Raw genomic sequence first — 26,080 nt, 5'->3', positions numbered from 1 at the left:
GCCTGGCCGAGGTGGGGCGGCGCGAGGAAGCCCTCGCCCCCGCACACGAAGCCGTCACCATCCGCCGCACCCTGGCCGACCAAGCCCCCGCCGCCTACCTCCCCAACCTGGCCACGGCACTGAACAACCTCGCCATCCGCCTGGCCGAGGTGGGGCGGCGCGAGGAAGCCCTGGCCGCCTACGACGCCGCGATCCAGCAGTTCTCCGCCACACCCGCCTGGGGCCACTTCCTGCGCTTGGGCAAAGCCCGTTTCTGTCTGACCCGTGACGATTAGGACACCGGCATGAAGGAGCTCGTCTCCCTCGTATCGGAAGAGACACTGACCCCAGCCGTCGTGCAGGCACGCCAGCTTCTCCGCGGACCGCTGCGCCCCGCGGCCGAGGCCCACCACGGGCAAGCCCCCCTCTGGATGGGCATCACCGACCAGGTAGAAGCAGCGGCCCGCTCCTGGCTCGCCACCCCCACCTGGAGCGACTCGCAAGCGCACCTGGAACAGCACCAGGACGCCCTCCACGCACCGATCATGCGGGAGCAGCTGCGGGAGCTGGCCACCACCTCACGCCAGGTTGGCCTACACCTGCAGATCCTAGACCTGGCGCAGGAGAGGGGGACCGAGAACGCCTACCTCCCGCTCGTCCTCGGTGAACACCTGCCCCAGTGGCTCGCCACCCCCGACTGGGAGGCATCCGAGCAGTACCTGACCACCCACGCCGACCTCCTCCTACGCCCCGAAGCCCTGACACTCCTCACCGAGCAGGACAAGCAAGGGCAGGAGGGTTCGGCCACGATCGCCGTGCACACCGCGATCCTCACCATCGCCCGCGCACGGTCGGTCCAAGAGGCGTACCGGCTCATTCGCGACGCGGGCCTCGCCCGCGAGCAGGCAGAAGCGGCACTGCCCGAAGGGGATACCGATTACCTGAACGCTGCCGCGATCCTGGCGGGCTCTGTCCACGGGGACACGCTGACCGCGTTGCTCTACCTGGCCCTGTCCCGAGCCCTGGGCGACACCGACGACAGCGAAGAGCTCATCGACGCTCTTCGTGCTGCCGCGCACGAGGCTGACGCCACCGCCCGCGAGCGCGCCATCGCCGTGGTCACCGAAACCATCACTGCCCACCCCGCACAAGCCGTCCGGCTGGTGAAACTGTTGACGGCCCTCTCCAGCACAGCCCCCCGATGAGCCGGTTGCTCCTCCTCGAATGCGCTGCCCGCCTGGGCCCGGGCACGGTGGACTTCGGGGAGGAGAAGCGGCTCATCCGCGACGCGGTCGGCCGGGGGCGGTACGGCGCAGCGTTCACTGTCGAGGACGCGCCCTCCCTGCAGTGGGGCGACCTCCTCTTCGAACTCGATGCCTTCCGCCCCACGCTCGTGCACTTCTCCGGACACGGGTACGACGACGGCACTCTCCGTATCCGCACTCCGGACGGAGGCAGCGCCCCCGCTGACAGCGACGGGCTCTGCGGACTGCTGGCCGCTCTGGATCCCCCGCCGATGCTGGTGGTGTTCAACGCCTGCTGGTCCGCGAAACTGGCCGAGCAGGCCGCGAAGGCCCTGCCCTGCACGATCGGCATCAACGGCACCGTCTCCGACCGTGCCGTCATCGCGTTCGCCCGCTACCTCTACGGGATGCTCACCGGAGGCCGGACCATCGAATACGCCGCCCTCATGGCCGTCCAAGCCGCGCGCACCCACGGTCTCGACGAATGGAACCGCATCGGCCTGTTCATCGGAGATGACAGCCATGCCCTGCGCAACGTGGTCCCCGCCAGCCACTTTTCATCCCCGTCCACCACAACGCCGCACAAACCCGGCACCGCCTCAGCTCTCGCGCGCCTGCGCGGCAGCCCCGACAACATCACCCGGGCCAAGGGCGTGCTCGAGGCATTGGGGCTGCTGCAGAGCTGGGAAGACACCGACAAAGACCACGGTTAGCTGACACAGTCCTACTCCCTCCATAGCCACAGGCTTCTGCTCCCTGACAAACGCCAGGAGACCTTTGATCCGATCGGATAGCACCCTCGGGCATGGGGAAACCCCAGGCCAGCGCGGGTGATCCCCCCGCGCGGCCCGGGGCCGGAGCGCCCTTGTCGCTCCCGGTGTGCTCGCCCGTACGGGCCTATCCCACCGGTGCGGTGTTCCGGGCCGGTGTGCCGCGCAGCAGCGACGCGGTGGCCTCCGCCGCCGCCCTGGCCACCTCGGGGAACACCGTCTGGTAGGTGTCCTGGGTGAAATGCGTCGTGGCGTGCCCGAGTTCGGTGGAGACCACCTTCACGTCCGTGCCCGCCGCCAGCGCCATCGACGCCGCACCATGACGCAGCCCGTGCAGCGTGATCGGCGGCAGCCCCGCCACGCGGGCGATCCGGCAGAACCAGTCGCTGACCTGCGCCGGATGCCACCCCGACCCGTCTTCACGGGTGAAGACCAGGCCCGTGTCGGGCCAGTTTGGCCCGGCGTGGAGGCGGGCCTCGTTCTGGAACCGCTTCCACGCCCGGAGCACCTGGACGGTGTCGGTGTCCAGGGTGATGGTGCGCTGTCCGGCCGCGCTCTTGGGCGTGGAGGTGTGGGTCTCCCAGGCCAACTGCACCACCTGGGTGCGGATGTCGATCTGCCCGTCGGTCAGGCGGGTGTTGCACCACGGCAGGCCCACTGCTTCACCCCTGCGGAGCCCCTTGACGGCGATCAGGTGCAGCATCGGGAACAACAGCCGGTACCTGCGGGCGTGGGTGAGGAAGGTGCGGGTCTGGGCGGGTGTCCACACCATCACCTCCCCCGGCACCGTGCCCTCCTCCTTCCAGCGGCGCACCCGGTCGGGGGTCCACACCACCGGCCGGGTGCGCGGGCACGACGGCAACCGCACGTGCGAGGCGATGTTCACGGTCACGGGCAGGTCGGGGCGGCGCACCGCCTCCGACAGGGCGCTGCGCAGCGTGGCGCGGATACGGTGCTTGGTCGGTAGCGAGATCACCCGCCGCCCCCGCACCGACGCCTGCACCTGGGGGTCGTGGGCCTCGCGGCACTCCAGGATGTGGGCGTTGGCCTCCTCGATGGCGGTGAACATCGCCTCCACATGGCGGGCCTGGAGCCGGTCCAGCCGGATGCGGCCCAGGTGCGGGATGAGGTACTTGCGGATGTGTCCGGCGTAGGAGGCGCGGGTCCCGGGGGCCAGGTCGGGTTTGCCCTGAAGCCACTCGGTGAGCCACTCGGCAACGGTGGGCACGCGGGTGCGTACGTCCACGCCCGCGGTGATGCGCCTGCGCACCTCCTCCGCATCAGGAAGGGGGCGGCGGGCCGCCAGAGCGGCCTGGATCAGGTCGGCCACCTGGACTTCGATGTCCTCCTCGCCCGAGGCCAGGTCGAGGAGGTTCTTGACGCGCTCCAGCCCGTCGGTGGCCTCGCTGCGGGCGGCCAGGCCGACCCGGCGGGCCTGGCGGCGCCCGCCCCCAGAGGTGCGGGGCAGTTCGTACTGGAACGCCCACGCGCCGTGGGCGGGGTTCCAGCCGCCGCCTTTGCGTTTGAGGTGGGGGCAGCGCGCCCCCAGGGGTTTGCCGGTGTCGGGGTGGCGGCATCCACAGCGTTTGAACACCGATCCGTCATGGGAAGCCATCTACGACTCCGTTTCCTTCTGGCCTGTGCGCGCACCGCACCCACACCTGCCCTGGTGGAGAGCGAAGGGATCGATACCCAGGTGGGCGAGTACCCCGGCGGTGGGCACCACCCACACCCGGCCCGCACGGCGGGCGGGCACCGGAAAGGAGCCCTCCCGCAGGAGCCGGTAGGTGGTGGTGCGGCCCAGGCCGAGCATCCGCCCGGCCGTGACCGGGTCCAGCACCAGCGGCAGCGAAGCCACCTCGCCCAACGTGACCGGGGTCCTCTTCTTCACCGGCCCCACCTCCCCACTGTGGTTGAGCTGCGCGGATGCGGTGCGCGGCCCCGCGCGGTGCGGGGCACCACGCATCCACGCTCGACCTCGACGAGAAGTGCAAGCGGATTCGATACCCACACCAGCGGATCCACGCTCCCCCTGTTCCACCCGGCCCTATTCAGACCGGTATGCCGTTATTGCTGGTCAGGGCCGCCAAACGGCCCCAGACGGCCCGTGGGCCCCTGAAAGCCGCCCGGCCCGGTCCCCCGGGCCGGGCGGGGGTCGGGGGGCCGGTGCGGGCGCTGAACGGCCCGCACCGGCCCCGCTGTCCCGTGCCGCAGGAGACCCCCCTGCCCTGCGGCACGCCCGGGTGCCGGTCTCAGTCGGGGCGGATGTGGCCGGTGCAGGCCAGCCACGCCCGATACCGGGCCCGCACCCGCTCAGGGATCGCCACCACCCGGTAGCGCGCCGCACCGCGCGCGTGCCCCACCACCAGGTGCTCGCCCTCCCACACCGGCATCGACCCCAGCAGCGCCCCGGCGCGTGAGACCTCCGCGAACGCCGCCGCGTCACCCCCCGCCCGCGGGAAGTAGGCCACGTCCACACTCGTGTGCGGGCTCACCGGAAGGTGCGGGTGCGCGCCCAGGAAGTCGGCCAGCTCCCGCAGGTCCGCGATGACCTGGCGGCGCCGCCGCCCCGACGCCGCATCGCTGAAGCCCGCGATGTCGGCGGGCAGCACGAGCCCGCCGCCGCGCCCGCCGCTGTCCTGGTCGCGGCCCTCACTGGTCGTGTCGTCGTGGTCCATGTCCTCGTGCCCCTCGCCCCTGGGGCCGTCGAAGGTCCAGCTCATGCCGCAGCTCCCTTGTCCTGTGCCATCTGGGCCGGGTCGGTGAACACCAGCGCGTCCTCGTGCTGGACCACATGCACCGGGATCCCCGCCCGGCGCAGGCGGCGGGTCTCCACCATCTGGAAGAACGAGGACCGCGCCACCACCTGCCCCCGCTCCCCCTCACGCAGCGCACACAGCAGAGCCGCGCACCGGTCCACCTGCACCAGCCCCGCCCGCCGGCCCGCCTCCGCCACCTGCCCCGGGAAATCCACCAGACGCCCCTGGCTGCGGAAGGGTCGGGCCGTCACCACGACCACCCCGCCCGGCGCCAGCAACGGGCGGCACGCCGCCAGGATCCGCGCGAAGGAAGCCAACAGGACCTCGGGCCGCTGGTAGGCCAGATTCACCGCCGCACCCGCGGGTCGGCTCCGGCGGCTGCGGGTGTAGGTGTGGGCGTACTTCTCCACCGCCTCCGCACCATCGCGCCGCGAGCGCACCTGCCCGTGGGTCATCGACCCGTAGGGCGGCGAGGTCAGCACCAGACGCACCCGCCCCGCCAGCGAAGCCGCCAGGCCGGTGGCCACCTCCGCGCCATCGCCGGTGTGCACCGTGCCGTGGCCGGGCGCCCCGGAGCAGGCGGCCGCTTCCAGGTTGTAGCGGGCGGTGCAGGCCCACTTGGGCTCCAACTCGATGCCCACCGCGTCCCGCCCCACATGGAGCGCCTCGACGAGGGTGGTACCGATCCCGCACATCGGATCCAACACCAGGTCCCCGGGCCGGGTGTAGGCGGCGATGGCGTGGCGGGCGATCGCGGGCAGCATCTTCGCGGGGTGCTCCACCGACAGGCGCGAGTAACGCTCCCCGCGCTGGCGGGCGGCCTGCTGCTGACCCGTGGCCCACACCGACCACCCCGCAGAAGCAGGCGACAGCGGCTGCGGCTGCGGCTGCGGCTGCGGCTGCGGCTGCTGTTCGGGGTGACCATCGCAAGGGCCGTCGCCACCGCAGCAGGGGCGGCCGGAGCCGTTGCCGGGACGGGGGCAGCCGTTGTCGGCACAGTCGCGGCTCATGCGACCACCTCCACCGCACCGCGCTCCGGGCGGGAGCGGTATCCCCGCCCCGGAAGGCGGAACACCGACACGTTCAGGTGCGCGGGCGAGGTGATGGTGGCCGCCGCCCGCGCGGCCGAGACCGGCAAAGCCTCCTCCACCTCCCCACCGTCCGGACCGAGGTCGAGGTCGGGGTCTTCGTCCCAGGCGAGGACCGGGCCGCCCAGCCCCTCCTCGCACACCGGCACGGTCAACGCGATCACGTGCTGCACATACACCAGCCCCGCGCACTCCGCCGCACGCACCACCCCCGGCGCCGGGTCCACCACAGCGCCCCGCGGCAGGTGCGCGACCGGAGTGATCACCGCGACGATCCCGCCCGGGCGGGTGAGCAGCGCCGCGAAGGCCACCCGCGCCCAGGTGCGCCGCTCCCGGCCCCGCCACTCCTGCTCCAGCGCGGGCAGCACCGTCACCGTCAGATGCGCCCACCCGGCACCGAACACCGTCACCTGCTCGCCCTGGTCGTACGCGGCGCGCGAGGCCGCCTCACTGGTGCGGTCCTGCTCGCAGGCCAGCTCCGCGAGGCGGCCCCCGGTGCCGGTCAGGTCCGCGACCGCCTCCCCCGGGCGGGTGTACTCGGCCACCAACCGGGACGCCAAACGGTCGGGGATGGCCACCTCCCCCACACCCGCCCGGGTACCGGGGTGGTGGGGGTGGGGTGCGCACGGCCACACCGCCAGCGGCGGCCTGCCCTTGGGGGTGTCATAACCCTGTGTCATCAGGTGCCCTCCAGTCTCTCCTTCTCGCCCTGACACCCCCCTAAGAAGCCCTCCCCACCTGCGGATGCGACACCGGCCCGTAAGAAAACCCCCTCGAAAACGCGCAGGAGCGAAAGAGGGGGTGAAGGACGTCGTCCCGCACCAGACCCCGGACCCGGGGTCTGGTGCGGGGCGGCGGCCCTCACCCGCACCGGGCGAACTGTCAGGGGCGGTGCACCTCGCGGCGGCAGGAACAGCCCGCCTCCTGGAGCATGTCCCGTACCAGGGTCGGCAAGGGCAGGGCCAGGAGCAGGGCGAGGCGGTCCAGGCCGATGCCGTGGCAGCAGCGGCCGGTGCGCTTGTCGTGCACAGCCAGGTGGTGGCCGCACCCGCACACCGTGCCCGGCCCGCGCTCGCTGTGGTGGAGCATGCCGGGCCAGTGGCCGTCGATGTAGTAGTCCTGCAGCAGGCGGCGGGCGCGGTTGACCGTCCCGACCAGGGCCAGGGTGACACACAGCCCGGTCAGGGCCAGGGCGTAGTCCCAGCCCACACACGCGGTGGTGTTCCAGGGCCAGATGCCGTTCAACACGTGGATACTCCCTCGGGTAGGTGGAAGGCGGGGGTACACGCCTCACAGGGCCGCGCACCCCCGGGTGCGGATCGCCAGGTCAGGCGGGGGCGTGGGTGGAGCGGTAGCGGCGGGGCCGCTCGCACGCGAGCACGGCGTGGCCCTCCCGGGCCAGGCGGGCGAGGTTGTTCTGGATCGCGCCGATGGAGCGGCCCTGCAGGAGGTGGCTGATGGCGGTGGCGGTGAACTCCTCGCCCGGGTCGGAGTCCAAGATGGCGCGCACCATCAGCTTGAGCTGGCCGGGGGCCAGGCGGGTGCTGCCGGTCACCGGGTTCACCCCCGCCTCCGGTCCTGCGACCCCGGTCAGGGAAACCGCGCCGGGCCTGGCCGGGGCCGGGGCTACCGCCGATGCGATACCGGTGCCCTCTGCGGACACCTCAGCGGCGGAGGTGTCCCCACCGCTGGTGGTAACAGGCTCCGCCTGTGCCGCGTCCCCGCCCTCAGGCGCGGTCTCGGTGTCGGAGGGCTCGGAGGGCTGGTCCACCTCCGGCCCCTCCCCGGTCGAGGTGGCCGCCTCGCCTTCGGGCTCGGCCTGTACCGCCTCCCCGTCCTCGGGGGCGGAGGTGGTTCCGGAAGCGGGGGCGGCTTCCCACCGGTCGGGCAGACGGCGCCGCCCCTCACGTCCGCCCGGGGTACGCACCGCCAGCCCGTCCTTCTCCAGAACGGGCAGGTGCTTGCCCAGGGTGGACCTGGCCACCCCCGCAGCCTCGGCCAACTCGGTCACGGTCGCGGGCCCGGCCGCCTCGGCCAGAACAGCCAACACGAGGTCACGGGTACGGGCGGAGCTGCGGCGCACAGGTGCAGCGGTCGTCGTCGTGGTCATGGTGAGCAGTTCCCTTCATGTGGGCGCGCCGAAGCACACGCTCGGCGCGCGGTGATACGGGTGTTCGCGGTGGTGGGGGCCGCCCCGCCCCGCTTGGTCGCGGGGCGGCCCCGGGGTGTCAGGTGCCAGAGGCCAGGTGGGCGGCGATCACGGCGCGCACCCGCCGGGGCAGGTGGCACAGCTCGCGGGCCGGGGTGCGCCAGCCGGTGACGAACACGCCCCGGTCGGCGATCCAGGTGAAGGCGTCTGCGTCGAAGGCCTCGGCGTCGGGGTAGGAGGTGGCGATGGTGACCTGCAGGGCGGGGTGTTCGGTGTCCAGGTAGGTGTCGTGCAGGCGCAGCAGGTCATCGGTGTCGCAGAACAGGGGCCTGCGCATCAGCGTGAACGCGCTCTGGCCCATCAGGGTGCGCAGGCGCTCCAGCCCCCGTCGCTCGTAGAGGCGGGCCGGGTCCCAGGGGCCCCATTCCAGGCAGGCGTGGGCGGCGTGGTCGGCGGCCGAGACCAGGGCGGTCCAGGCCCGGGTGTGCGGCAGCATGCTGGCCCAGTCCAGGTCGTGGAGGAGGTCGCCATAGCCGTAGACGATCGTTTCGCAGGGTGTGGGCTGGAGCCAGCGGTGGTGGGAGAGGCGGTACTCGCCGGCCTCGGCGTTGGCGGTGATCAGCCCTCCGGGGCCGGTGCGGGCCAGCTCCTGCAGGAGCGGTCCGGTCAGGTGCTGGCCGGTGAAGGCCTCACGCACGGTGTGGTATTCGGTCACAGGGTGTCCCCTCTTTCGGGCGCGCCGGGGCACACGCTCGGCGCGCGTAGTACACGGGTGTTCCGGTGGCTGGGCCGCCCCGCCCCGCTTGGCCGCGGAGTGGCCCCGAGGTGGTGCGGGTGTGGTCAGGGGCGCAGGTCCAGGTGGGCGCGGGCCCGCATCGGCGCCTGGCGGACCGGGTCGTGCAGGGCGGCGGGGGTCAACGGCATGGACCAGGCCCCGACCGGTCGGCCGCGGTCGTACATGGTCAGCAGGGCCCGGCCCCGCGTGGAGACGTACTGCACCGCGCAGGTGGTGAAGGTGATCCGCGGATCGGCTCGGAAGGTGTAGGTGTCGGTGACCGTGGTCAGGCTGGCCTCGGTGCGCGCATACACCGGGCGGCGGTGCAGGTCCATGCCGTAGACGCCCATGTCGCCGCGCAGTGCGCGGATGAGGGCGCCGGTACGCATGGCCCGGTGGGCCCAGGAATCGATGCAGTCCCAGGTCTGCTCGGTCAACGCGGCGGCGATCTCGTTCCAGTCGTGGTCGTAGAAGTCCAGGTCGTGGGTGAGGTCGCCGTGCCCGTAGAGGGTGACGGTGGCGCGGTTGTCCGGCGCCAGGGAGCGGGCGCGGGTGAGGTCGATGGTGTTCTGGTTCAGCCCTGCGGTGATCAGGGTCGCCGGGCCCGCCCGGTGCAGGCGGCGGAGCATGCCGGGGGTGACCTCCTGGTCAGCGAAACGCTCACGCAAGGTGCGGTAGCCGGTCACAAGGTGTCCCTTCGTTGGGGCGCGCCGAGGCACACGCTCGACGCGCGTCGTACATGGGTGTTCGGGTGGGGCCGCCCCGCCCCGCTTGGTCGTGGGGCGGCCCCCGGGGGAAGGCGCCGGGGTCAGGTCCGGGCGCCCCGGCGCAGGTAGGCGTCGACCCGCTCGCGCACCCGGTGGGCGGCGGGCCCGGCCGTGAGCGGGTTGGCGACCCGGTAGGGTGCCCCGCTGGCATGGCCGCCCCGGTCGAACACCCGCACCAGCACCCGGCTCTCGGGGGCGTGGTCGCAAGGGGCCTTGACGGTCACGGTGATGTGGGGGCTGGTGCGGTCGGTGTAGTGGTCGATGTAGGTCTGGCGTCCGTTGACCAGGGGGAAGGCGGTACGGGCGTCGGGGTCGAACCCGCGCGCCCGCAGCTCCTGGCGCAGCCGCTGCCCGGTAGAGCGGACCTGGGCGGCCTCGTCGAGCCAGTCGTCGAGGCAGTCGCGGGAGGTCTCATCGATGGCCGTCACCAGATGCTCCCAGTCCCGGTCCCCGTAGTCGCAGGGGAAATCGGCGAGGTCCTGGCGCAGGTCGCCGTGGCCGTAGACGATGTAGCGGGTGGCGTCGGCCACATCGAGGCGCCGCGAGTGCATGACGCGGAACCGGCGGGTCAGGGCGTCGGCGACGATGACGCCGCCGGGGCCGATGCGGTGCAGGGCGCGCACCATCTTCGGGGTGATCTCCGCGTCGGCGAACCAGTCGCCCGCCCAGGAGGTGGTCATGTGCTCACGCATGGTGGTCTCCTTCGGGCGCGCCGGGCCCAGCGCTCGGCGCGCGTCGTACATAGGTGTTCGGGTGGGGCCGCCCCGCCCCCTTCGCGGGGCGGCCCCCGAGGGAAGGTGTCGGGGTCAGCCGTGGGTGCGCAGGGCGTCGGCGACCGTACGGGCGATCAGGCGGCTGGTGCAGGTGTGGGAGAACACCCCGCCCGCGTGCAGGGACAGCTCGCCCCGGGGCTGGGTACCGTCACCGGGGCCCGCGATACGGATACGGGTGGGCTCGATGAAGGCGAAGGTGACCGTGACCTGGGCGAACCGGGCGGCCCCGGCCAGGCGGTAGTGGTCCCTCATCCAGGGCAGCCCCTCCCCGGGCGGGCCGCACACGGGCGCCCCGTGCAGGTACACCCCGGCGTCGGCGAGGAAGCTGCGCAGGTCGTGGACCTGGAGGTTCATGGCGCGGACCTCGGGCCAGGCGTGCAGCCAGTCCCCCGCGATGTCGGCCAGGTCACCGGCGAGGTCGCCGTCGGTGGGCTCGTGGTCTTCGTAGGCCTCGGCGATCTCGTCCAGCCCGGCGCTGGTGGCGATGATCATCCGGCGCGGGTTGGCGGCCTCGCTGGCGGTGACCACCTCGACCTCGCGGGTGTTCTCGTGCCAGGTCAGAGCCCGGTCGGGGCCGTCGATGCGCAGTTGGGCGATGTGGCCGTTCGTGACCTGGATCGCTCCGCGGTGGTACATACTCGTGTGCACGGCACACTCCCTTTCGTGGGTGCTGTGTCGGGCCCGCGCCCACCCGAAGGCGGGTTCCAATCGCAGTGAGTGGGCGCGGGTGTCTCTGGTGCGGTCGGCCTGGAGGTTGCCCCCTCCGGGCCGGTCGCGTCAGGCCGTGGTGACCTGCGCCAGGGGCACGAAAACGGTCGGCCGCAGGGGCCCGAACTCGCTCCGGCCCGTCCCCGGCTCCTCGCGCCAGCCGGGGCACAGCGCCGAGCCGTCCCGGTGGCTGTGGCAGGGCCTGGCCCAGCCCGGGGGCTGGTTCAGGGGCGGAATGTGGCGGGCCTCCTCCCCGCAGTCGGGGCACATCAGGTCCTCGCCGAACTCGTGGGGCTTGTGTCGCCTCATCGGTGTTCTCCCTTCTCAGGTGGTCGGCATGGTGCGGTGGGCGCGCAGCCGGAACAGGTCGTTCTCCGCCTGTTCGCGGTGGCGCTGGGCGCGGGTGTGGTCCCGGGCCGCCCGGCGCGCCTGGTCGCTGGGGCCCTGGGTGCGGTACAGGCGTGCCGCCCGCCCCCGTGCCGCGAGTTCCCGGGCGAGGGCCTCCTCGTAGTCGGTGGCCGCCCGGCGCAGGCGCCGGGCCCGGTCGCGTTGGGCCAGCTCGGCTTCGGTGAGCGGCCGGGGCCGTTCGTGTACGTGCCGGAAAATGACGGCGATTGCGCGCATGGTGCGCATTGATAAACCCCCTTCCATTCTCGGGACTTTCCCGTTTGCGGTCCGAGGTTCACTTGGTCGAACCGGGTTTGTCAACTCGTCCGGCGAACCTTTTTCCGCGCACCCCGCAAACGGTGTCCGTTCGCGGTCGGGACCCGATGTGACCTTGGGTGGCGCGGGTTTGTCAACTCGCGCCGCGAAACCGTGTTCCGCCCCGCACCGGAACCGTTGCCGTGTTCCGGGAACGACCCAATAGCAACTTGGGCGGGGCGGGGTTGTCAACTCGTTCCGGAGATTTTTTTCGGCGCGTTTCGCGCGTGGAGAGGATCCACGCGCGCGCGAGGCCGGCCGGGCGCATGCGCGGAGCCGTCCCGGGCGATCTTTATTTCCATGGGGAGCACCGAGACGGGTGATCAAAGAAAAGGCACACCACGGGTGTGGTGTGCCTTGTGTGGTGTGTTTTCGGTGCTGGTGGTGGGAGGGGAGGGCGGGTGGGGGGAAGGGGGGTGAAGAGAGGTGAGCAGGGGGCGGGGCGGGCCCGACCCGCCCCGGAGAGGGAGGGGCCGCCCGCCCCCTACGTGAAGAGGACTACCCACTGGGTATAAGTCTGGACACGCGATGGCCCACTTGAGTAGCCACTGACCTGCAATTATATCCGTTGAGGGGTGGGCCGCAGGGCAGACCTACCCGTTGGCCCCCGCGATGGCCCACCTGTTGGCCCTGACTCAAATAGTGCTCACTCGGGGAGCGGGCGGTCCTTACGGCGCCACGGCAGCGCTCTCCCCTGCGGCAGCAACGCAGGTCTGGAAGATGCGCCGGCTCTCCGCCGTGGTTTTTTCACCGAGGCAGGAGAGTTTCTCCTTCAGTGTTCGGTATACCTGATTCGCTGCTTCCGGATGACCGCTGTCTCGATGCACCACCATCAGGCGCTGATATAGAGGTTCATTAAACTCGTCAAATGACAATGCCTTTTCCAAGTAAGCAACTTTTTCCGCTGCGGATCGGGTGGCATCAGAGAGTTGGACACAGGCAGCGACAGCTTCTCGAACACAGCGCTCCCTTGCACGAATCACCCATTCCTCTTCACGCCTCTCCAAAAGAACTCCCGTGTGCAGCGACACGAGTTCTTCTGCGCACTCCAGGTTTCGATCCGACTCTTTCTTTCGAATGATTGACACCATCCTCGAAAAATTCCATACGTCAACCTCGAAGAGGTCAGTGTCCAGGCGGTATCCGTTACTCTCACGCACGATGATCTGTTCTTTGGAGGAATCCAGCAGGGGGCGCAGTACAGCACGCAGGCTCTGCACGGCGTTGCGCCGGTCCTTTGTGGCCTTGGCTGGTCCGGCGTCAGCGAAGCACACCTGGGTGAGCTGGTCGGTGTCAGCTCCTTCGGGCCGGAGTGCGAGGAAGGACAGCAGGGTGCGTGCCACCGACCGGAGGCCGTACACGGGTTGGCCGTCGCAGGTGAGCTCCACTTCGGGGACGAACAGCCTCACCCGCAGCCTCGGCCCGTCAGGGGCCCCGGCCTCCGGGTATAGGGGCGTCGAAGACCGTTCCCTCCCTACCTGGCCCTGCTCTCCTGTGTCTAGGGGCGGTGTGGACCTGCAGCCCTCAGCGGCCTCCCCCAGTTGCCCTCCTGTGCCCACGAGCACTGCGCGCTGCTCCTCCTCGCCGTGGTCTGTCGCGTCTGTGTCCGGGGTGATCCCGTGGCCTGGCTCCGGATAGGTCTCGGGGCTGTCGTCGACTTCAGGGTGTTCCTCTCCGGCGCCCTCAGACGTCGCGGGCTGTTCTTGCTCGCCTTCCTGGTGGGGCTCGGTTTCCTCCTCAGTTTCAGGGGTGTACTCCAAGACGGCTGGCGGCTCCTGCCCATCCGGGGCGTCGTCGTGTTCCTCCCGCTCCTGCAGCGGGCTCCACAGCCGCAGAGCACCGCCGGTGGCCTCTCCCCCGCCGTGGGCGCGGACCCGCACCCGGTCGGTGTCCGAGCAGTCCACCGTGACCGCGACACCCCCGCTCTGGCCGAGCACGCACAGCACCGCCCGGGGAGTGCCGGTGAGCGCCGCCGACAGGCCCTGATCGGCATCGAGGTCGCCCGCCTCCACCACGGCCAGCACGGGCGCAGCGGAAGGGGAAACGTCGCCGCTGGCGCCCTCGTGCTCGTCCTGTTGGCGGGCCAGGGACAGCAGCTCTGCCTCCACCGCGACCCGCACCTGCGCCAGGCCGGAGGCCACCTGCACACCTCCCAGCGGGATACCTTCCGCGACCAGGGCGGCCGCGGCCGTGCGGGTGGCCACCACAGGAGCCGGGGCGTGCCCGGCGACCACAGCGGCGAGCGCGCCCGCCGCGTGGGTCCCGGTGAACGCCACGCCCCCGCAAGCGTCCACCCGGCCGATGTCGGAGACGAGCAGAGCGCCGTCTTCGTCGATGACTCCACGGGAGGCCCCTTCGCCATCCTGGTGCAGCAGGTCCTCCCGGTCCGGAGCGGCTTCATCGACGGCAACCCCGACCGAAGGTGCACCGGCCCCGAAGGCCGCACCGGCTGCCGGTCCGGGCCTCCTGCGCCCGGCCGGGGCCCGTCGCCGTCCGGCCGTATACCCGGCCGCCGCTCCCGCCGCCCCGGACACGAGTCCGGCCCCGGCCACAGCGAGCACAGCGCCCTCCCCCGCACCGATGTCTGTACCCGCGCTTTCTGAGACCGCTTCCCCAGCGTCCTCCCCAGAGGAAGCAGCAGAGGAGGAGGTGGAAGCTTCGGGTTGGGAGTCCGCCGACCGCTCAGGAGCCGCAGCAGGAGCGGCGGGGCGCTGGAGGGTGTAGGAGATCTCCACCCGCCGGTACTGACCATAGGAGGCGTGCGGCTGCGCAGGGGGCTGGGCCGAACCCAGACCAACCACCTGGATCTCCACCCCGGCCTCCACATGCTTGGCCATATGGTCGGCCACCGCTCGGGCACGGCGCTCGGACAGGCCCTGGTTGTAGAAGGGGTCACCGACCGGGTCGGTGTGCCCGGCCACCACCACCGGCTCACCGGGACGGGCGAACTCGGCGATCAGGCCGATGGTCGGCTCCAGGGACCGGGCCATCTCGGGGGTGAGCTCGGCCGAGTCGAAAGCGAACCCCGCCAGCGGCAGGACCCGGTCGACCCTGCCCTCCACCCGGTCCGGGGCGGTGTCCGTGCTCGATTGGGCGGGTTCGGGGGCGACGGGTGCTTCGGCCGGTGTGTCCGCGTGGGCGGCCAGGGCCGTGGTCTGGGTCGAGGCCGCCACCGTGCCCCCGGCCACCAGCACCCACACCAAACGGACCAGCCCCACCCGGGGCGCCAGCCCGCGCGCCAGCGCGAGCACGTCCATGGCCACGACCAGCAGGTGGGCCGCCCACACCGCCCACAGGAACACGACGAAGAACGCCAGCACCACCTCATCGGGGACGCTGCCCGAACGCAGGTACTGCAGGAACCACGCCCACGTGGTGTCCTCGCCCAGCGGCCACTCCCACCGGGTGGCCAGCCACGGCGGCCCGACCAGTAGAAGCACCGAGACCACGACCTCGCCCGCCACGGACCACGCGCTGCGCGGCATACCTCTCCCCTTTTCGTTGTCGTGCGATCTGTTCCAGGACACGGGCCCGACGGCCCCGGCCGGTCACCCAGGTGGGGGTTGGAGTGCGCTCGCGGTGGCGCGGGCCTCGATCACCCGGGGCCCGATCGGCAGCAGGGCGGGTGTGTAGGTGGTGCGGGCCACCACCGCCACCTGGCCCTCCCTCGCTTGGACCGTCCCGGTGGCGCCCGTGTCGTGCAGGTACCGGGCGGCGGCCCGCCGTGCACGGCCGGGGTCCATCACGGGGGCGCCGCGTTCGAGCGTGCGCCTCTCGTCGATCTGGTGGGTGCCCGCCCGGGCCGCCTCGTGCGCGGTCGCCAGCAGTTCGGACTTGGCCGCGAGCATCTGGCCCGCCTCCCAGACCAGCGCGAAGACGATGATCACGACGGGCATGAGCAGGATCAGGAACACCGACGCGTGCCCCTCGTCGCCGTTTCGCCTGTGCTGTCGGTTCATGGTGTCCGCCCCTTGTAGGGGTCGATGGGCGAGGACGCGCTGGCGCGCAGGGTGTGCTGACCGCCGAGCCCGCCCAGGTCGATGACGGTGACCGTGCACGCCACCTCCACCGACACGGTCCCGCCGGCGCCGAAGCGTGTGGCGTCCACCGATGCGTGGGAGGAGGCGCAGGCCAGCCCTCGGCCCGCCAGTTCCCGTTCGGCCGTGGCCCGGGCCTGGGCGCGGGCGGAAGCCGCGTCGCGCTGCAGTGAGGCGGCGCGCGCGGCGGCGGAGGCTGCGTCGCGGGTGATCAGGGCGGCGGAGACCTGGCGGCCCGCCGCCACCATCAGCATCAGGGCCAGCACCAGGACGGGGGCGAGCAGGACCAGCTCCACCGACGCGCTGCCGCGATCGCCCCGGCGCCTTGGGAGTCCTCGTGCGTACTGCTTCGGGGTGCTCATGGGTTGAGGTTCTCGACCGGGCCCGCCATCTCCGAGGAGACCGGCAGCGCCGTCCCCGGGACCAGGCCCACCGCCTGGCCGCGTACGCGTACCCGGGCCAGGTCGGCGGTGCGGTCGACGTCGACCTCCATCCTGTGGAGCACCCCGCCGCCCAACTGGGTGCGGGCCTGCTCGGCCCGATCGTGGGCCGAGGCGGTCGAACCGTCGAAGGCGCGGGCCGCCGCCAGCGTCTGGGAGGCGATCGCCTGGGCGCGGTGCTGGGCGTGCGCCCACACCCCCACCTGCACCACGGCGATGACCATGACGAACACCAACGGCAGGATGAGGAGCGGCTCCGCGCTCCCCCGGTCGCAGCGGCTCGCCCGGTGCGGGCGGCGGCCTGGCGGTGTCCTCACCGGTTCACCCCCAGGTCGATGGACTCGGCGGCGGTGGTGAACTCCTGGACGAGGATGGCCCCCACCACGGTGGCGATGGTGATCGCCACCATGATGATCAGGACGAACTCCGCCGACGCCGAGCCCGCGTCGGAGGTGACGGTGTGTTTCGGCGTGAGCCGGGCGTGTACACGACCGCGGGCACGCCGAAGAAGCCCTTGCATCGAAAAACCCTCCCTGTTCAGAAACCGGCCATCACGTGGGTGAGGGCGACATAGCAGATCAGCACCAGGAACCCGGCCACCAAGCCCATGGTGGGCAGGGCCATGCGTTCGGTGGCCGCGTGTGCGGCGGCCTCGGCTTCGGCTAGGCGGCGGGCGCGCAGCGACGCGGCCTTCGCGGTCAGGGAGGTGCGGGTGCGGGCCCCCGAGGCTCCGCCCAGACTCAGCGAGGCGGCCAGTTCGGCGAGTTCGTCCACGCCGCTCTCCTGGGCGAGGGTGTCGAGTCCTTCCCAGGCGGGCCGGTGGCGCAGCGCAGCGACGTGGACGGCCCGGCGGATCCGTTCCGGTGCCCGGCCGTGCCCCTGTTCCAGGGCGGTGGTGACCGCGCTGGTGGTCCCCGCGCCCGAGGCCAGGCCCATCACCACCAGGTCCGCCAGCGCGGAAGTGGCCGCCCGCAGTTCGGCGCGCTGCTCGGCGGCGGCCGTGTGGGCGGCCAGGTCCGGGGCGAGGAAGCACCCGGCCGCGACCAGGACCGCGAGCGGCCACGCCAGCGCGGGCACGGGCAGGATCGCACCGAGCGCCAGGAGCAGGACCGGGGCCAGGAGGAGCCCGAGTCCGGTGGCGGCGGCCTTCTCCGCCCGGTAGGCCTGCACCGGTGTGCCCGAGGCCAGCAGCGTCCTGGACATGGCCGGGCCCGGGATCCCCGCCCGGGCCAGCAGGTGTGCCGCGCGGTGGCCGACCCGCTGGGCCCACCCGCCCTCCACGGCGGGACGGGGCCGGGGTTCGGAGCGGGGGGTGAGGCGTTCGAGGAGTGTCGGGCGGCGCAGCGCGTAGGCGGCGGCGCCTACCCCGGCGCCCACCAGGCTTCCGGCCGCGCCCATGAGGAGCACGCTCATCGCGCACCGCCTTCCACCAGGACACTCTCCTGCGGGGCTGGGCGGAAGGGGCGCGGCGGCTTGGGCGGGGCGGCCAGACGTGCCAGCCACCAGAACGAGGCCGCCCACAGCCCTCCGGTGAGCGCGAGCACGCTCTGCCCGGCCCAGGTGCCCAGCGGTTGCAGGAAGGCGGGGTTGAACAGCGCCATCCCCAGCAGCATGAGGGCGGTGGCGGCGGCGATGATGCGCACCGCGGAGCGCACCCTGACACGGGAGGCCGACACCCGCGCCACGGTCGTGGCGCGTTCGCGTGCCGCCTCGGCCAGGCGGGACAGCGCCCCGGCCACGTCTGCCGCGCTCTGCGGGGAGGCGCCCGTGGTCAGGGTGAGGGCGATCAGGTCGCCCAGGTCGCAGTCGACCTCGTGGGCGAACGCCCCGGCCGCCCGCTCCATGGGCTGTCCGGCGCGCAGCCGGGCCTGGAGTGTGTGGACCTGGTCGCGGATCCGGGCCGGGGCCAGGGGTGCGGTGGCGGCGATGGCCTGGTGCAGACCGGAGGCGCCGGTGATCATGTCGCGCAGTTGTTCGGCCCACGAGGCGAGGGCCTCGGCGAGGTCGGCTTCGGTGCGGGTGGTGGTGTCGGGGCCGAGCAGGGCGGGCATCCACCATCCGGCCGCAGCGGCGAGCACGCCCGCGACGGGCCAGCCCGTGATCAGCACGACGGCGGTCGCCGCTCCTGCGGCCCCGGCCGCGCACACCCACAGCCGCCGCTGGCGCACGAACGCACTCCAGCGGCGCAGGCGCGGCGCGGCGGCGGTCTCACGCCAGTTGACGAGGCTGGCCCCGTACGCGGCGCAGGCCAGGCCCGCCCCGCACAGGACGCCCGCACCGGCCAGGGCGGCGGTGTCCCAGCTCCACAGGGGTGTCATCACGCCCACCCCCGTCCCGGGTATCCGGCCCGGGCCAGGCGCTGGCCGACCACTCCGCCGGGAGCGCACACCACGGTCCCCGCGGGTTCGTCGACCTCGCGGACGTACACCTCGTTGGAGATGACCTGCTCGCCCTCGGATCCGACGACTTCGCGGACGCTGGTGACCACGCGCCGCCCGTCCTCGCCGGTGTCGATGTGCACGACCAGGTGCACCGCCGTGCCGACCAGGGACGCCGTGGCCGAGGCGCTCATCCGCTCGGGGGCCTGGGCGCAGTAGGCGGCCAGTTTGGCGAACACCTGGGCGCTGGAGGAAGCGTGGATGGTGGACATCGAGCCGTCCGTGCCCATGGACATGGCGTTGAGCAGCGCGATGGTCTCCGGTCCCCGGGTCTCTCCGACGATCACCCGGTCCGGGCACATCCGCAGCGCCGCCCGCACGAGCTCGGCCAGCGTCACCTCGCCGACCCCTTCGATGTTGGCTGGCCGCCCCTGGAGGGCGACCACGTCCGCGTCGGCCAGGTGCCGGTGCAGGCCCAGTTCCAGGGAGTCCTCGACGGTGATGATCCGCTCGTGGGCGAGGGTGCCCAGCAGGGCGCGCAGCAGGGTGGTCTTCCCGGCATTGGTGGCGCCGGAAACGACCGTGTTCAGCCTGGCGCGTACCGCCGCGGTCAGGAGGTCGTACGCCTGCAGGTCGAGGGTCCCCGCGTGGGCCAGGTCCTTCAGGCGCAGGTGGCGGGCGGGGTGGCGGCGGATCGTGACGCTGGGGCGGGCCGCGACGCCGGTCATCACCGCCGACAACCGCTCCCCGCCGGGCAGTTCCATGGACAGCAGCGGCGCCGCCGTGTCGAAGCGGCGCTCCGCGCCCGGGGCGCGGGCGGCGATGCGCTGGATGAGGGCGACGAGGTCGGCGTCGGTCTCGACCACGGCCGGGTGGCGTTCCCGGCGTCCGGCGCCGAAGTCCACGATCACCGGGTCGCTACCGGTGACGTGGATGTTCTCCACCTCCGGCACGGCGAGCAGTTCTTCCAGCGGGCCCAGCCCCAGCACGTGGTCCAGGACCATCTGCCGCAGCCGCGCCTCGTCGGCGGGGGCCCGTCCCCCGCTGCCCTGGACCAGGGCGGTGCGCGCCTGTTCCTCCAGCAGCCGGTTGACCAGGAGGGTGACGCGATCGGCGTCGGCCGTCTCGCCGGGGGTGGTGATGAGTTGTTCGGTGACGCGGCCGGCCAGGGCCAGCGCGTCGGCCCGCAGGGAGTTCTCACGTGTCCCCGTATCCGCGGCCGACGCCAGACGCGGGAGGTCGTTGGTCGCCGTCATGCCACGTTCACCACCGTCGAGTCGCGCCGTTCTGTGGACGGGCCGAGGCTGTGCCGCCCGTCTTCCTGCCGTTCCTCGTCGGGCAGGTCGAGGGCGGGGAGGTCGTCGCACAGTTCCGCCAGGGACTGGGCGGCTTTGATCAGCGGCATCCACTCCACGCCGTCGGGCTCGTGGCGTTCGGCCCACCATGCGGCCCAGCGGTCGCGTAGGCGCCGGGGCGGGCGGTGCTCGCCCCGCACCAGCCCGGCGCCCGTCGGGTCGTGCGGGATGCGCGCCCACACCGGCAGGCCCGAGGCCACCTTCGACACCTCGCCGTCGGGGTGGGGGCAGGGCCCGGCCACAGCGAGGCCCACCCGCACCCTTTCCTCGCGCAGTGAGGCCAGTACCGGCGCGCACACCCGCAGCCGGGCGGCGTGCCCCACGTCTTCGGGGTCGGTGAGGACCACGACCGTGTCGGCGTGGCGGAGCAGGGCCGCCCCCGCGGACCCCGGCACCGCACGCCCCGCGTCCACGACGGTCACCCGTCCCGTGCGCAGCAGGCCCGGGTTGTGGGCCAGCATGTCCACCGCCCGTCCCGCCTCCAACGGGTCCGGCGGAGCCGGGACCACCCGCAGGCCGCCGGGCAGCTCCACCGCGTGGTCCAGCAGCGACGCGCCGGACACGGACGCGTGGGCGATGTCGGCGACGCCTGCTTGCGTCCACGCCTGGGCCGTCACCGGAACCGGGGTTCGGGAGGCGGCGGCCAACGACACCAGTCCGGTACCTCGGGGGTCGACGCCGTGCCAGGAGGCCGCGTCCCCGCCGGAGGCATCGGCCTCCACCAGGACCGGAACGGTCAGGGGCGAGGAGGGCCAGCACGCCGTGAGGGCCATGGCCAGGCTCGTCACGCCCGGAGCTCCGGCAAGTGAGCACACCGCGATGATCACCGCGCACCTCCCGCCTGGGCGAACGCCCGCGCATCGTCGCGTGGGTGGACGACCACGATCTGCGCGGGTGTCTCGGCCGCCGCACGGGAGACGTGGGCGGCCTGTTCGCGGGAGAGAACCACCTCCACGACCTGCTGTCCGCCTCCGAAGCCGTCCTCGGCGGACACGACACGGTGCACGAACCCGGTCGAGGCCCCCGTGGTGCCCTCCGCTGCTCCGGAGACCACCACGTCCACGGCGGTTCCCGCCTCAAGGCCGTGCGGCACCGTGGCCACGGGGACCGCCGCCACGGCCTGCCCCTCGTCAGGCCACACCGCGCGGTCCCCGACCGAACCGGTGACCAGCGGAGAGCCCGCAAGCGTGGGCCGGGTCAGCACCTGCCCGTGCACCTGCTGCGGGGTGAGCATGCGCAGCCCTTCGGCCTCGGGCACATCGGCCGTGCGCACGTCAGCGGCGGTGAGTACGTGCCCGGCCGGAAGGTCGGATGCGAGCACCGCGACCGGCCTGGTGTCCTCCAGCGCCAGCCCGGCCCACGCTCCCGCCATGCCTCCCGCGCCGACCAGCGCGGCGGCGAGCAGGCCCCACTTCCAGTGGCGGCGCGAGGTCGCCGCCAGTCGGACCGGCTCCCGCCCCCGCCCAGCATTGGTTTCTTGGCTATTTTCCCGATCGGTTTGTTTGGGATTTGCGAGCGCGACCATCCCCACCCCTTCGTCCTCAACGGTTTTCCTGCTCTGGATCCGGCTGCTCAGCCGATGTCGGTGACCACGGAGTGGATCTCGCTGACCGGCACCGCGACCGTGGACTCGGTGGCCAGATCCTCCAGCCCCCCGCCCGTGCCGTCCGTGGCCGACCAGGACACCGACCACTCCCACACCGCCGCCAGGTCCACCGTCTCCCCCGCCCCGCCCGGCGGCAGAAACGTGTAGGTGTGGCCGCAGTCCGGCGAACCCCCCTCCCGGTAGGTACGCGCCGAGAACACCGTGCCGGGCCCGGTACACACCACCTCGTGGCCGTCCCCGGTGTCCCACACCACCCGCCGCGGCTCGGCCACCACCGTCACCGACCCGGCGCCCACCGAGGCGGTCGCCGACACCGGCTCCCAGTCCCCTGCGTCCACCCACATCCAGGAGGGCATGTTCACGAACCTGGGCCGTCCCAGGGGCGGCGCGGTGCCGATGTCCGGCTCGGGCGGGCGCATCGCCGCCCGCATCCGCTCCGCCAGCGCGGCCGGATCGAACCCCGCCTCCGCCCCGGGCGCCAGGACCGCGCTGCACCGGGCCACCCCCCTGGGTACCTCCTGCGGGCCCGCCATCCCCGAGCGCGCGAACTCCTCGTCCCACACCACGCACTCAGAACCGCTGTCCCCGCCCGCGTCGCCGGGCACTGCGCCGGTGGCCCCTTCGAAGGCGACCGGCCCCCGCCCCGGCGCGTGGGCCGTGACCCGGCAGCCCCCGTCGACGCAGTCGGTGGTCGTCATGAAACTGCTGCTGTCGGCCGCGGCCACGGCCGGGGACAGGAGGCTCGCGACCGCGATTCCCAGAACGAGCGTTCCCCTGGCGTGTGCGGGTGCGGTGGTCAGCATGAGCCGTAGTCCTCCAGCCAGAGGTCGTCCACGCGCCACACGCCTTCATCGGCGATGACGGTGGCCCTCACCAGCCTCGGGCCTCCCTCGGTCCCCCCGTCGTCGACCTCGACGACCCAGGCCGAGTCATCGATGCAGTCCTCCACGGAGACGGTGGGGGGAGATCCGGTGGGATCGCTGTCGACGACTTCGGGGGCCATGGCCGGTTCTCCTGTGGCCGTGGCCCCGTGCAGCATCGCCGTGGTGAGTTCCAGTGCCTGGCCTGAGGCGTACTCGTCCAGGTCCGGGTGGCCGACCGCCCCTTCGTGGGAGCCCTCGACCACGACGCCCCACATGGCGCGGTAGGCCTCCAGCGCCAACTCCTCCGGTGGTGGGCTAGCCTGCGCCGTACGCGTCGGCGGTGCGGGCGTCGGCTCGCCGCTCCGCTCTCCCTCCTGTGCCGCGCACCCGGCCAGAGCCGCCACAACGGCCACCACAACCCCACCCACCACAGGCACACGCATGCCCCACCGCCGTTTCCACACCGAGCACGGCACCCACACCGCGCTTTCGATAAGTGACACTAACCACACACAGAGTCACTACACAACCCGTTCCCCAATACTCCTCGTGACCAAAAATGTGAAGAGAACCACCGACCTCCGATGTCGCACGCCCCACCTGCGAAAACACGAAAACGAGACACGAGAAAGGGCCCGCCTCCAGCGAGGAGGCAGGCCCGGAACACCGCTGGTTTCTCACGCCACGGGAGTCCGCTGCGCGTGCCACTGACGAATCAGCCCAGCCAATTCATCCCATTCGCCGGGGATCACCGAACCAGTACTTTGGTCACAGGAATAGGCCGCAGACGGCCTCTGGAAATCAGTGGAAGGAACCGTCCGCCGACGGTGGGCGCGCTGGCGCTTTTCGTGCGCGACCAGATAGGGGCGCACCGCCGCCACCCCGTCGTCGTCCACGCACCAGCCGAACTCCGGCAGCTCCACCACCGCGCCGGGCCGGGCCTCCCGTCCGCCCTCGGTGAAAAGCTCCCACGACCGATCCGCATGGGTACGCCGTGCTTCGTCGTAGCGCCCGACCCACTCCGGTTCACCGGGTGAAGGCGAGCTCGGGGGGTGGGAGGCTACCGGGCTCGGCGGCGACATCCGCTGGGGTGAAGGTGCCGTGCGCCGGAGCGGCGCGGGCTTCACCCCCACGATCGCCGCGAGCACCGCCCCCACGGACCACCGCACACGGCTGGCCCATCCCTGTCGGCGCCTGCGGTGCCGACCCGTAGCATGGCTCATAGATCTTCCTCCTGGATGCGTCAGGTGGTGGATCACGCCTCGGCCGGTGCTGCTACATCGGCCGAGGCGGCTTCTCTTCTGTTGTGCTTCGCCGTTTTTGCGGCTTTGGCGTGTGGGCGATGCGGGTGTCAATGGCCCCGAACTCGATCACTTGCGGGGCTGCGCTTCCTCACTCCGCCCGACACGACGCGGACTGGCTATCCCCCTCTCCCGCCCGACGAGGACAGGGCGTGGGAAACGTTCCTCAAGGCATACACAGGCATGACAAATAACCCCTTATCGGACATACGAATGAAGCCGGTCGAATGGGAATGATCGCGTTCACCCGGGCTGAACAGCGGTTTTGATGCTTCCCCATACTCGCGAGAAGTTTCAACCCGAACGGTTCAGAAAAGTCATGGGGACGCGGAAAAGACGTGCGTGCGGCACTTCCGGGAAGCACTCGGCCACTCCGGGAACGCATCCATCGCACCGTGGGCGCGGATGCCCCCGTATCGGAGGGACGTCCGCGCCCCCAGTGCGGTGCGGGGCCCTCAGCCCGGCCGGACGGCCGCCACGAACCGGGCGCTGTAGTAGGCGCCGCCCACGGGCTCGACGCGGATGCTGCGCCCCGTCCCGGGTGCGTTGACCATCTGGCCGTCCCCGACGTACATCGTGACGTGCGAGGGAGAGCCGCCCGGAGCCCCGGTCTCGTAGAACAGCAGGTCGCCCGGTTGCACCTGGTCCAGCGCTATGCGCCTTCCGGCATTGACCTGGTCGGTGGTCACCCGGGGCAGGCGCACACCCGCCGCCTCCCAGGCCCGCATCACCAGCCCGGAGCAGTCGAAGGCGCCGGGACCCGTACCTCCCCACAGATACGGTTTGCCGACCTGGTCCAGGGCCCACCGGGCGGCGGACCGGCCCTGCGCGCTGCTGGCGCCTGCCCCGGAGACCGGGACGGTGCGGGCGGCCAGTGCGGTGTAGGTGTCGATGTGTCCCCTCACCTTCTGTGCGTAGGACGCCGAGCGGTTGTAGCGCAGCAGCGCGGCGTGGAGGTCGTCGGTGTCGGTGAAGTCCACGGCTGCTGCTTCCGGGCTGCTCAGGCACAGGTACACCGCCGCGCTCCACGCGGCGTCGAAGACGTTGTGCGGGTCCGCTGTGCCGTCCCCGGTCGCGTCCAGGCCGTAGGAGGCCCAGGTGGCGGGCAGGAACTGCATGGGGCCCACCGCCCGGTCGAACTCGGTGTCCCCGTCCCAGCGTCCGTGGTCGCTGTCGGTGTGCGCCGTGGTGTTGCCCCCGGCGCCGGTCCCGTCGAGCCGGGGGCCGGTGATGGGCGGCCGGGCCCTCCCCGTCGAGGAGAGGCGGTGTCCGGCCGCGTGGTCCGACTCGACCTTCCCGATCCCGGCCAGGACGGGCCAGGCCATCCCCGTGCACCCCGGGTACTCCGTCTCCAGGCCTCCGGCCGCCTGGACATAGGCCCGCAGCACCGCGTCGGGGATCTCCGCGATCCCCTGGGGGAGCGCACCGGCCTGTTCCCCGCCGTCGGTGAGCGCGCCGATGAAGACCGGCACCAGGAGGAAGAGCGCGCCCGCGGCGCCGAGCGCGTGGCGGATCACCCCTGCCCCTGTTCGGGGAGGGGGTGGCGGCGAGCGATGTCGACCAGGGTGAGCCGGTCGGCGGGTTCCAGGGAGCCCGCGGCCCGCCACACCGCCTGCGCGGGCCCGTGGGCGGCGAGCCGGGCGTGGGTGGTGACGTAGGCCCCCACCATGTCTGAGACATCTGCGGCCAACTTCTCTTGCAAGTGCTGGGCCCGCTTGTCGGAGTGGACCGCGAACAGCACGATCGACGGAAGCTTGCTGTACCGCGCCAGATTGGCGTATCCGACCATCTTGCGGCGCACCTTCGTCAGGGGCTCGGTTCCGGTGTCGTACTCCCAGAAGGCGTCCAGTTCCACAGTCCCCTGGTGCCAGCGCATGTAGGCGTCCGGGCGGATGTAGCGCCCCCACCTGCGTGCGCATGCGCGTTCGTTGTCCCAGCACACCAGGCGCGCGACGGGATGGGCACGGGCCGCTTCGGTGGTCAGGGCCAGGCATTCGACGAGGCCGAGCATGTGCCCGAGCCGTCCCGAGTGCGCCCAGGCCAGGACTCGGTCGTGGCGGAACCCCAGTTCGCTGACCTCGATCCCGCGGTGCTCGGCGACCAGGGCCGCTCCCAACGGGGCGAGGACCCAGTGAGCGGACACATGGCGGCCGGGAAAGGGATGGAACCGATCCAGGAGTCCGTACTCGTGCAGCAACAGCAGGCGACGGCGGCAGCGCCGCTCTGCCGCATCGGGGAAGTAGAGCCGGTGGGCGTGACGGGTGGTCATGACGTGGTGGTCGTACAGCCCGGCCAGGATCTGCCGGTCCCTCGGGGTCACCCGGGGGGCCAGCCGTACGAGAGCGGCGCCGTAGTCACTGCGTTCGGGCATGTGTCCTCCTCGTCC

30 protein-coding genes are annotated in these 26,080 nt (G+C 72.2%); 3 read left to right on the top strand and 27 right to left on the bottom strand.

The window, feature by feature from the left end; genetic code table 11:
- From ACFHWE_RS21945 to ACFHWE_RS21935, 3 genes are all read left to right on the top strand, one after another.
- Window positions 1–275, top strand: a 275-nt coding sequence (locus ACFHWE_RS21945) for a tetratricopeptide repeat protein (RefSeq protein WP_416603735.1), incomplete at its 5' end; no start/stop codon positions are given.
- 9 nt (window positions 276–284) lie between these two features.
- Window positions 285–1,184, top strand: a complete 900-nt coding sequence (locus ACFHWE_RS21940) for a hypothetical protein (protein WP_416603733.1) — start codon at window positions 285–287, stop codon at window positions 1,182–1,184.
- Window positions 1,181–1,936 (top strand): hypothetical protein, encoded by a 756-nt coding sequence (locus ACFHWE_RS21935; protein ID WP_416603732.1) that lies wholly within the window; start codon window positions 1,181–1,183, stop codon window positions 1,934–1,936. The genes ACFHWE_RS21940 and ACFHWE_RS21935 overlap by 4 nt, the downstream gene beginning before the upstream one ends.
- Before the next feature lie 184 nt (window positions 1,937–2,120).
- Here the strand turns inward: ACFHWE_RS21935 and ACFHWE_RS21930 are convergent, their stop codons facing one another.
- From ACFHWE_RS21930 to ACFHWE_RS21800, 27 genes are all read right to left on the bottom strand, one after another.
- Entirely contained in the window at window positions 2,121–3,608 is a 1,488-nt protein-coding gene (locus ACFHWE_RS21930; RefSeq protein WP_416603731.1) for a tyrosine-type recombinase/integrase, read from the bottom strand.
- Window positions 3,609–3,884, bottom strand: a complete 276-nt coding sequence (locus tag ACFHWE_RS21925; RefSeq protein WP_416603730.1) for a helix-turn-helix transcriptional regulator — start codon at window positions 3,882–3,884, stop codon at window positions 3,609–3,611. It abuts the gene before it with no gap.
- A 361-nt stretch (window positions 3,885–4,245) separates the two neighbouring features.
- Entirely contained in the window at window positions 4,246–4,716 is a 471-nt protein-coding gene (locus ACFHWE_RS21920; RefSeq protein WP_416603729.1) for a hypothetical protein, read from the bottom strand.
- Window positions 4,713–5,762: a TRM11 family SAM-dependent methyltransferase gene (locus tag ACFHWE_RS21915; protein ID WP_416603727.1), complete on the bottom strand. Its 1,050-nt coding sequence runs from the start codon at window positions 5,760–5,762 to the stop codon at window positions 4,713–4,715. The genes ACFHWE_RS21920 and ACFHWE_RS21915 overlap by 4 nt, the downstream gene beginning before the upstream one ends.
- The gene (locus ACFHWE_RS21910) at window positions 5,759–6,520 is read right to left on the bottom strand and encodes a hypothetical protein (RefSeq protein ID WP_416603726.1); all 762 of its coding nucleotides are present in this window, start codon (window positions 6,518–6,520) and stop codon (window positions 5,759–5,761) included. Before ACFHWE_RS21910 ends, ACFHWE_RS21915 begins: the two co-directional genes overlap by 4 nt.
- A gap of 202 nt (window positions 6,521–6,722) precedes the next feature.
- Complete coding sequence (locus ACFHWE_RS21905) at window positions 6,723–7,088, bottom strand: hypothetical protein (protein ID WP_416603724.1); 366 nt, start codon at window positions 7,086–7,088, stop codon at window positions 6,723–6,725.
- Between the two features lie 79 nt (window positions 7,089–7,167).
- Window positions 7,168–7,950, bottom strand: coding sequence for a helix-turn-helix domain-containing protein (locus ACFHWE_RS21900; RefSeq protein ID WP_416603723.1), 783 nt, complete (start codon window positions 7,948–7,950; stop codon window positions 7,168–7,170).
- Between the two features lie 118 nt (window positions 7,951–8,068).
- Complete coding sequence (locus tag ACFHWE_RS21895) at window positions 8,069–8,704, bottom strand: hypothetical protein (RefSeq protein WP_416603721.1); 636 nt, start codon at window positions 8,702–8,704, stop codon at window positions 8,069–8,071.
- A 125-nt stretch (window positions 8,705–8,829) separates the two neighbouring features.
- On the bottom strand, window positions 8,830–9,450 hold the full coding sequence (locus ACFHWE_RS21890; RefSeq protein WP_416603720.1) for a hypothetical protein: 621 nt from the start codon (window positions 9,448–9,450) through the stop codon (window positions 8,830–8,832).
- Between the two features lie 122 nt (window positions 9,451–9,572).
- Window positions 9,573–10,223, bottom strand: coding sequence for a hypothetical protein (locus ACFHWE_RS21885; protein WP_416603719.1), 651 nt, complete (start codon window positions 10,221–10,223; stop codon window positions 9,573–9,575).
- Between the two features lie 114 nt (window positions 10,224–10,337).
- Window positions 10,338–10,952 (bottom strand): hypothetical protein, encoded by a 615-nt coding sequence (locus ACFHWE_RS21880; RefSeq protein ID WP_416603717.1) that lies wholly within the window; start codon window positions 10,950–10,952, stop codon window positions 10,338–10,340.
- A gap of 129 nt (window positions 10,953–11,081) precedes the next feature.
- Window positions 11,082–11,321 carry a hypothetical protein gene (locus tag ACFHWE_RS21875; protein ID WP_416603716.1) on the bottom strand — a complete coding sequence of 80 codons (240 nt, stop codon included), beginning with the start codon at window positions 11,319–11,321 and terminating at the stop codon, window positions 11,082–11,084.
- A gap of 15 nt (window positions 11,322–11,336) precedes the next feature.
- Complete coding sequence (locus tag ACFHWE_RS21870) at window positions 11,337–11,636, bottom strand: hypothetical protein (protein WP_416603715.1); 300 nt, start codon at window positions 11,634–11,636, stop codon at window positions 11,337–11,339.
- Between the two features lie 746 nt (window positions 11,637–12,382).
- A complete protein-coding gene (locus ACFHWE_RS21865; RefSeq protein ID WP_416603713.1) occupies window positions 12,383–15,199 on the bottom strand; it encodes an OmpA family protein in 2,817 nt (938 codons plus the stop codon).
- A gap of 63 nt (window positions 15,200–15,262) precedes the next feature.
- Window positions 15,263–15,673, bottom strand: a complete 411-nt coding sequence (locus tag ACFHWE_RS21860) for a TadE family protein (protein WP_416603711.1) — start codon at window positions 15,671–15,673, stop codon at window positions 15,263–15,265.
- Window positions 15,670–16,113: a TadE/TadG family type IV pilus assembly protein gene (locus ACFHWE_RS21855; RefSeq protein ID WP_416603709.1), complete on the bottom strand. Its 444-nt coding sequence runs from the start codon at window positions 16,111–16,113 to the stop codon at window positions 15,670–15,672. Before ACFHWE_RS21855 ends, ACFHWE_RS21860 begins: the two co-directional genes overlap by 4 nt.
- Window positions 16,110–16,508 carry a TadE family protein gene (locus ACFHWE_RS21850; RefSeq protein WP_416603707.1) on the bottom strand — a complete coding sequence of 133 codons (399 nt, stop codon included), beginning with the start codon at window positions 16,506–16,508 and terminating at the stop codon, window positions 16,110–16,112. The genes ACFHWE_RS21855 and ACFHWE_RS21850 overlap by 4 nt, the downstream gene beginning before the upstream one ends.
- Window positions 16,505–16,711, bottom strand: coding sequence for a hypothetical protein (locus ACFHWE_RS21845; RefSeq protein ID WP_416603705.1), 207 nt, complete (start codon window positions 16,709–16,711; stop codon window positions 16,505–16,507). The genes ACFHWE_RS21850 and ACFHWE_RS21845 overlap by 4 nt, the downstream gene beginning before the upstream one ends.
- Window positions 16,712–16,728: 17 nt before the next feature.
- Entirely contained in the window at window positions 16,729–17,604 is an 876-nt protein-coding gene (locus tag ACFHWE_RS21840; RefSeq protein ID WP_416603704.1) for a type II secretion system F family protein, read from the bottom strand.
- Window positions 17,601–18,509 carry a type II secretion system F family protein gene (locus ACFHWE_RS21835; RefSeq protein ID WP_416603703.1) on the bottom strand — a complete coding sequence of 303 codons (909 nt, stop codon included), beginning with the start codon at window positions 18,507–18,509 and terminating at the stop codon, window positions 17,601–17,603. The genes ACFHWE_RS21840 and ACFHWE_RS21835 overlap by 4 nt, the downstream gene beginning before the upstream one ends.
- Window positions 18,509–19,825, bottom strand: coding sequence for a CpaF family protein (locus tag ACFHWE_RS21830; RefSeq protein WP_416603701.1), 1,317 nt, complete (start codon window positions 19,823–19,825; stop codon window positions 18,509–18,511). The genes ACFHWE_RS21835 and ACFHWE_RS21830 overlap by 1 nt, the downstream gene beginning before the upstream one ends.
- The gene (locus ACFHWE_RS21825; RefSeq protein WP_416603699.1) at window positions 19,822–20,712 is read right to left on the bottom strand and encodes a hypothetical protein; all 891 of its coding nucleotides are present in this window, start codon (window positions 20,710–20,712) and stop codon (window positions 19,822–19,824) included. Before ACFHWE_RS21825 ends, ACFHWE_RS21830 begins: the two co-directional genes overlap by 4 nt.
- Before the next feature lie 35 nt (window positions 20,713–20,747).
- The gene (locus tag ACFHWE_RS21820; protein WP_416603698.1) at window positions 20,748–21,449 is read right to left on the bottom strand and encodes an SAF domain-containing protein; all 702 of its coding nucleotides are present in this window, start codon (window positions 21,447–21,449) and stop codon (window positions 20,748–20,750) included.
- A 47-nt stretch (window positions 21,450–21,496) separates the two neighbouring features.
- Window positions 21,497–22,333 carry a hypothetical protein gene (locus ACFHWE_RS21815; protein ID WP_416603697.1) on the bottom strand — a complete coding sequence of 279 codons (837 nt, stop codon included), beginning with the start codon at window positions 22,331–22,333 and terminating at the stop codon, window positions 21,497–21,499.
- Window positions 22,327–22,806, bottom strand: a complete 480-nt coding sequence (locus tag ACFHWE_RS21810; RefSeq protein WP_416603695.1) for a hypothetical protein — start codon at window positions 22,804–22,806, stop codon at window positions 22,327–22,329. Before ACFHWE_RS21810 ends, ACFHWE_RS21815 begins: the two co-directional genes overlap by 7 nt.
- Before the next feature lie 1,343 nt (window positions 22,807–24,149).
- Window positions 24,150–25,211 (bottom strand): C40 family peptidase, encoded by a 1,062-nt coding sequence (locus ACFHWE_RS21805; RefSeq protein WP_416603693.1) that lies wholly within the window; start codon window positions 25,209–25,211, stop codon window positions 24,150–24,152.
- Window positions 25,208–26,065: a replication-relaxation family protein gene (locus ACFHWE_RS21800; RefSeq protein WP_416603692.1), complete on the bottom strand. Its 858-nt coding sequence runs from the start codon at window positions 26,063–26,065 to the stop codon at window positions 25,208–25,210. Before ACFHWE_RS21800 ends, ACFHWE_RS21805 begins: the two co-directional genes overlap by 4 nt.
- Window positions 26,066–26,080: the final 15 nt, after the last annotated feature.

This window comes from Nocardiopsis sp. LOL_012 (assembly GCF_048060475.1).
Taxonomy (GTDB): Bacteria; Actinomycetota; Actinomycetes; order Streptosporangiales; family Streptosporangiaceae; genus Nocardiopsis.
The sequence above is the reverse complement of the archived record's forward strand: the minus strand, read 5'-3'. Positions and strand labels throughout refer to the sequence as shown.

What these genes read in the sequence shown, in the direction of transcription:
- ACFHWE_RS21940 (WP_416603733.1), top strand. Translation starts at nt 285, where the DNA reads ATGAAGGAGCTCGTCTCCCTCGTATCGGAAGAGACACTGACCCCAGCC.
- ACFHWE_RS21935 (WP_416603732.1), top strand. Translation starts at nt 1,181, where the DNA reads ATGAGCCGGTTGCTCCTCCTCGAATGCGCTGCCCGCCTGGGCCCGGGC.
- ACFHWE_RS21930 (WP_416603731.1), bottom strand. Translation starts at nt 3,608, where the DNA reads ATGGCTTCCCATGACGGATCGGTGTTCAAACGCTGTGGATGCCGCCAC.
- ACFHWE_RS21920 (WP_416603729.1), bottom strand. Translation starts at nt 4,716, where the DNA reads ATGAGCTGGACCTTCGACGGCCCCAGGGGCGAGGGGCACGAGGACATG.
- ACFHWE_RS21915 (WP_416603727.1), bottom strand. Translation starts at nt 5,762, where the DNA reads ATGAGCCGCGACTGTGCCGACAACGGCTGCCCCCGTCCCGGCAACGGC.
- ACFHWE_RS21910 (WP_416603726.1), bottom strand. Translation starts at nt 6,520, where the DNA reads ATGACACAGGGTTATGACACCCCCAAGGGCAGGCCGCCGCTGGCGGTG.
- ACFHWE_RS21900 (WP_416603723.1), bottom strand. Translation starts at nt 7,950, where the DNA reads ATGACCACGACGACGACCGCTGCACCTGTGCGCCGCAGCTCCGCCCGT.
- ACFHWE_RS21885 (WP_416603719.1), bottom strand. Translation starts at nt 10,223, where the DNA reads ATGCGTGAGCACATGACCACCTCCTGGGCGGGCGACTGGTTCGCCGAC.
- ACFHWE_RS21875 (WP_416603716.1), bottom strand. Translation starts at nt 11,321, where the DNA reads ATGAGGCGACACAAGCCCCACGAGTTCGGCGAGGACCTGATGTGCCCC.
- ACFHWE_RS21870 (WP_416603715.1), bottom strand. Translation starts at nt 11,636, where the DNA reads ATGCGCGCAATCGCCGTCATTTTCCGGCACGTACACGAACGGCCCCGG.
- ACFHWE_RS21865 (WP_416603713.1), bottom strand. Translation starts at nt 15,199, where the DNA reads ATGCCGCGCAGCGCGTGGTCCGTGGCGGGCGAGGTCGTGGTCTCGGTG.
- ACFHWE_RS21860 (WP_416603711.1), bottom strand. Translation starts at nt 15,673, where the DNA reads ATGAACCGACAGCACAGGCGAAACGGCGACGAGGGGCACGCGTCGGTG.
- ACFHWE_RS21855 (WP_416603709.1), bottom strand. Translation starts at nt 16,113, where the DNA reads ATGAGCACCCCGAAGCAGTACGCACGAGGACTCCCAAGGCGCCGGGGC.
- ACFHWE_RS21845 (WP_416603705.1), bottom strand. Translation starts at nt 16,711, where the DNA reads ATGCAAGGGCTTCTTCGGCGTGCCCGCGGTCGTGTACACGCCCGGCTC.
- ACFHWE_RS21840 (WP_416603704.1), bottom strand. Translation starts at nt 17,604, where the DNA reads ATGAGCGTGCTCCTCATGGGCGCGGCCGGAAGCCTGGTGGGCGCCGGG.
- ACFHWE_RS21835 (WP_416603703.1), bottom strand. Translation starts at nt 18,509, where the DNA reads ATGACACCCCTGTGGAGCTGGGACACCGCCGCCCTGGCCGGTGCGGGC.
- ACFHWE_RS21830 (WP_416603701.1), bottom strand. Translation starts at nt 19,825, where the DNA reads ATGACGGCGACCAACGACCTCCCGCGTCTGGCGTCGGCCGCGGATACG.
- ACFHWE_RS21820 (WP_416603698.1), bottom strand. Translation starts at nt 21,449, where the DNA reads ATGGTCGCGCTCGCAAATCCCAAACAAACCGATCGGGAAAATAGCCAA.
- ACFHWE_RS21815 (WP_416603697.1), bottom strand. Translation starts at nt 22,333, where the DNA reads ATGCTGACCACCGCACCCGCACACGCCAGGGGAACGCTCGTTCTGGGA.
- ACFHWE_RS21800 (WP_416603692.1), bottom strand. Translation starts at nt 26,065, where the DNA reads ATGCCCGAACGCAGTGACTACGGCGCCGCTCTCGTACGGCTGGCCCCC.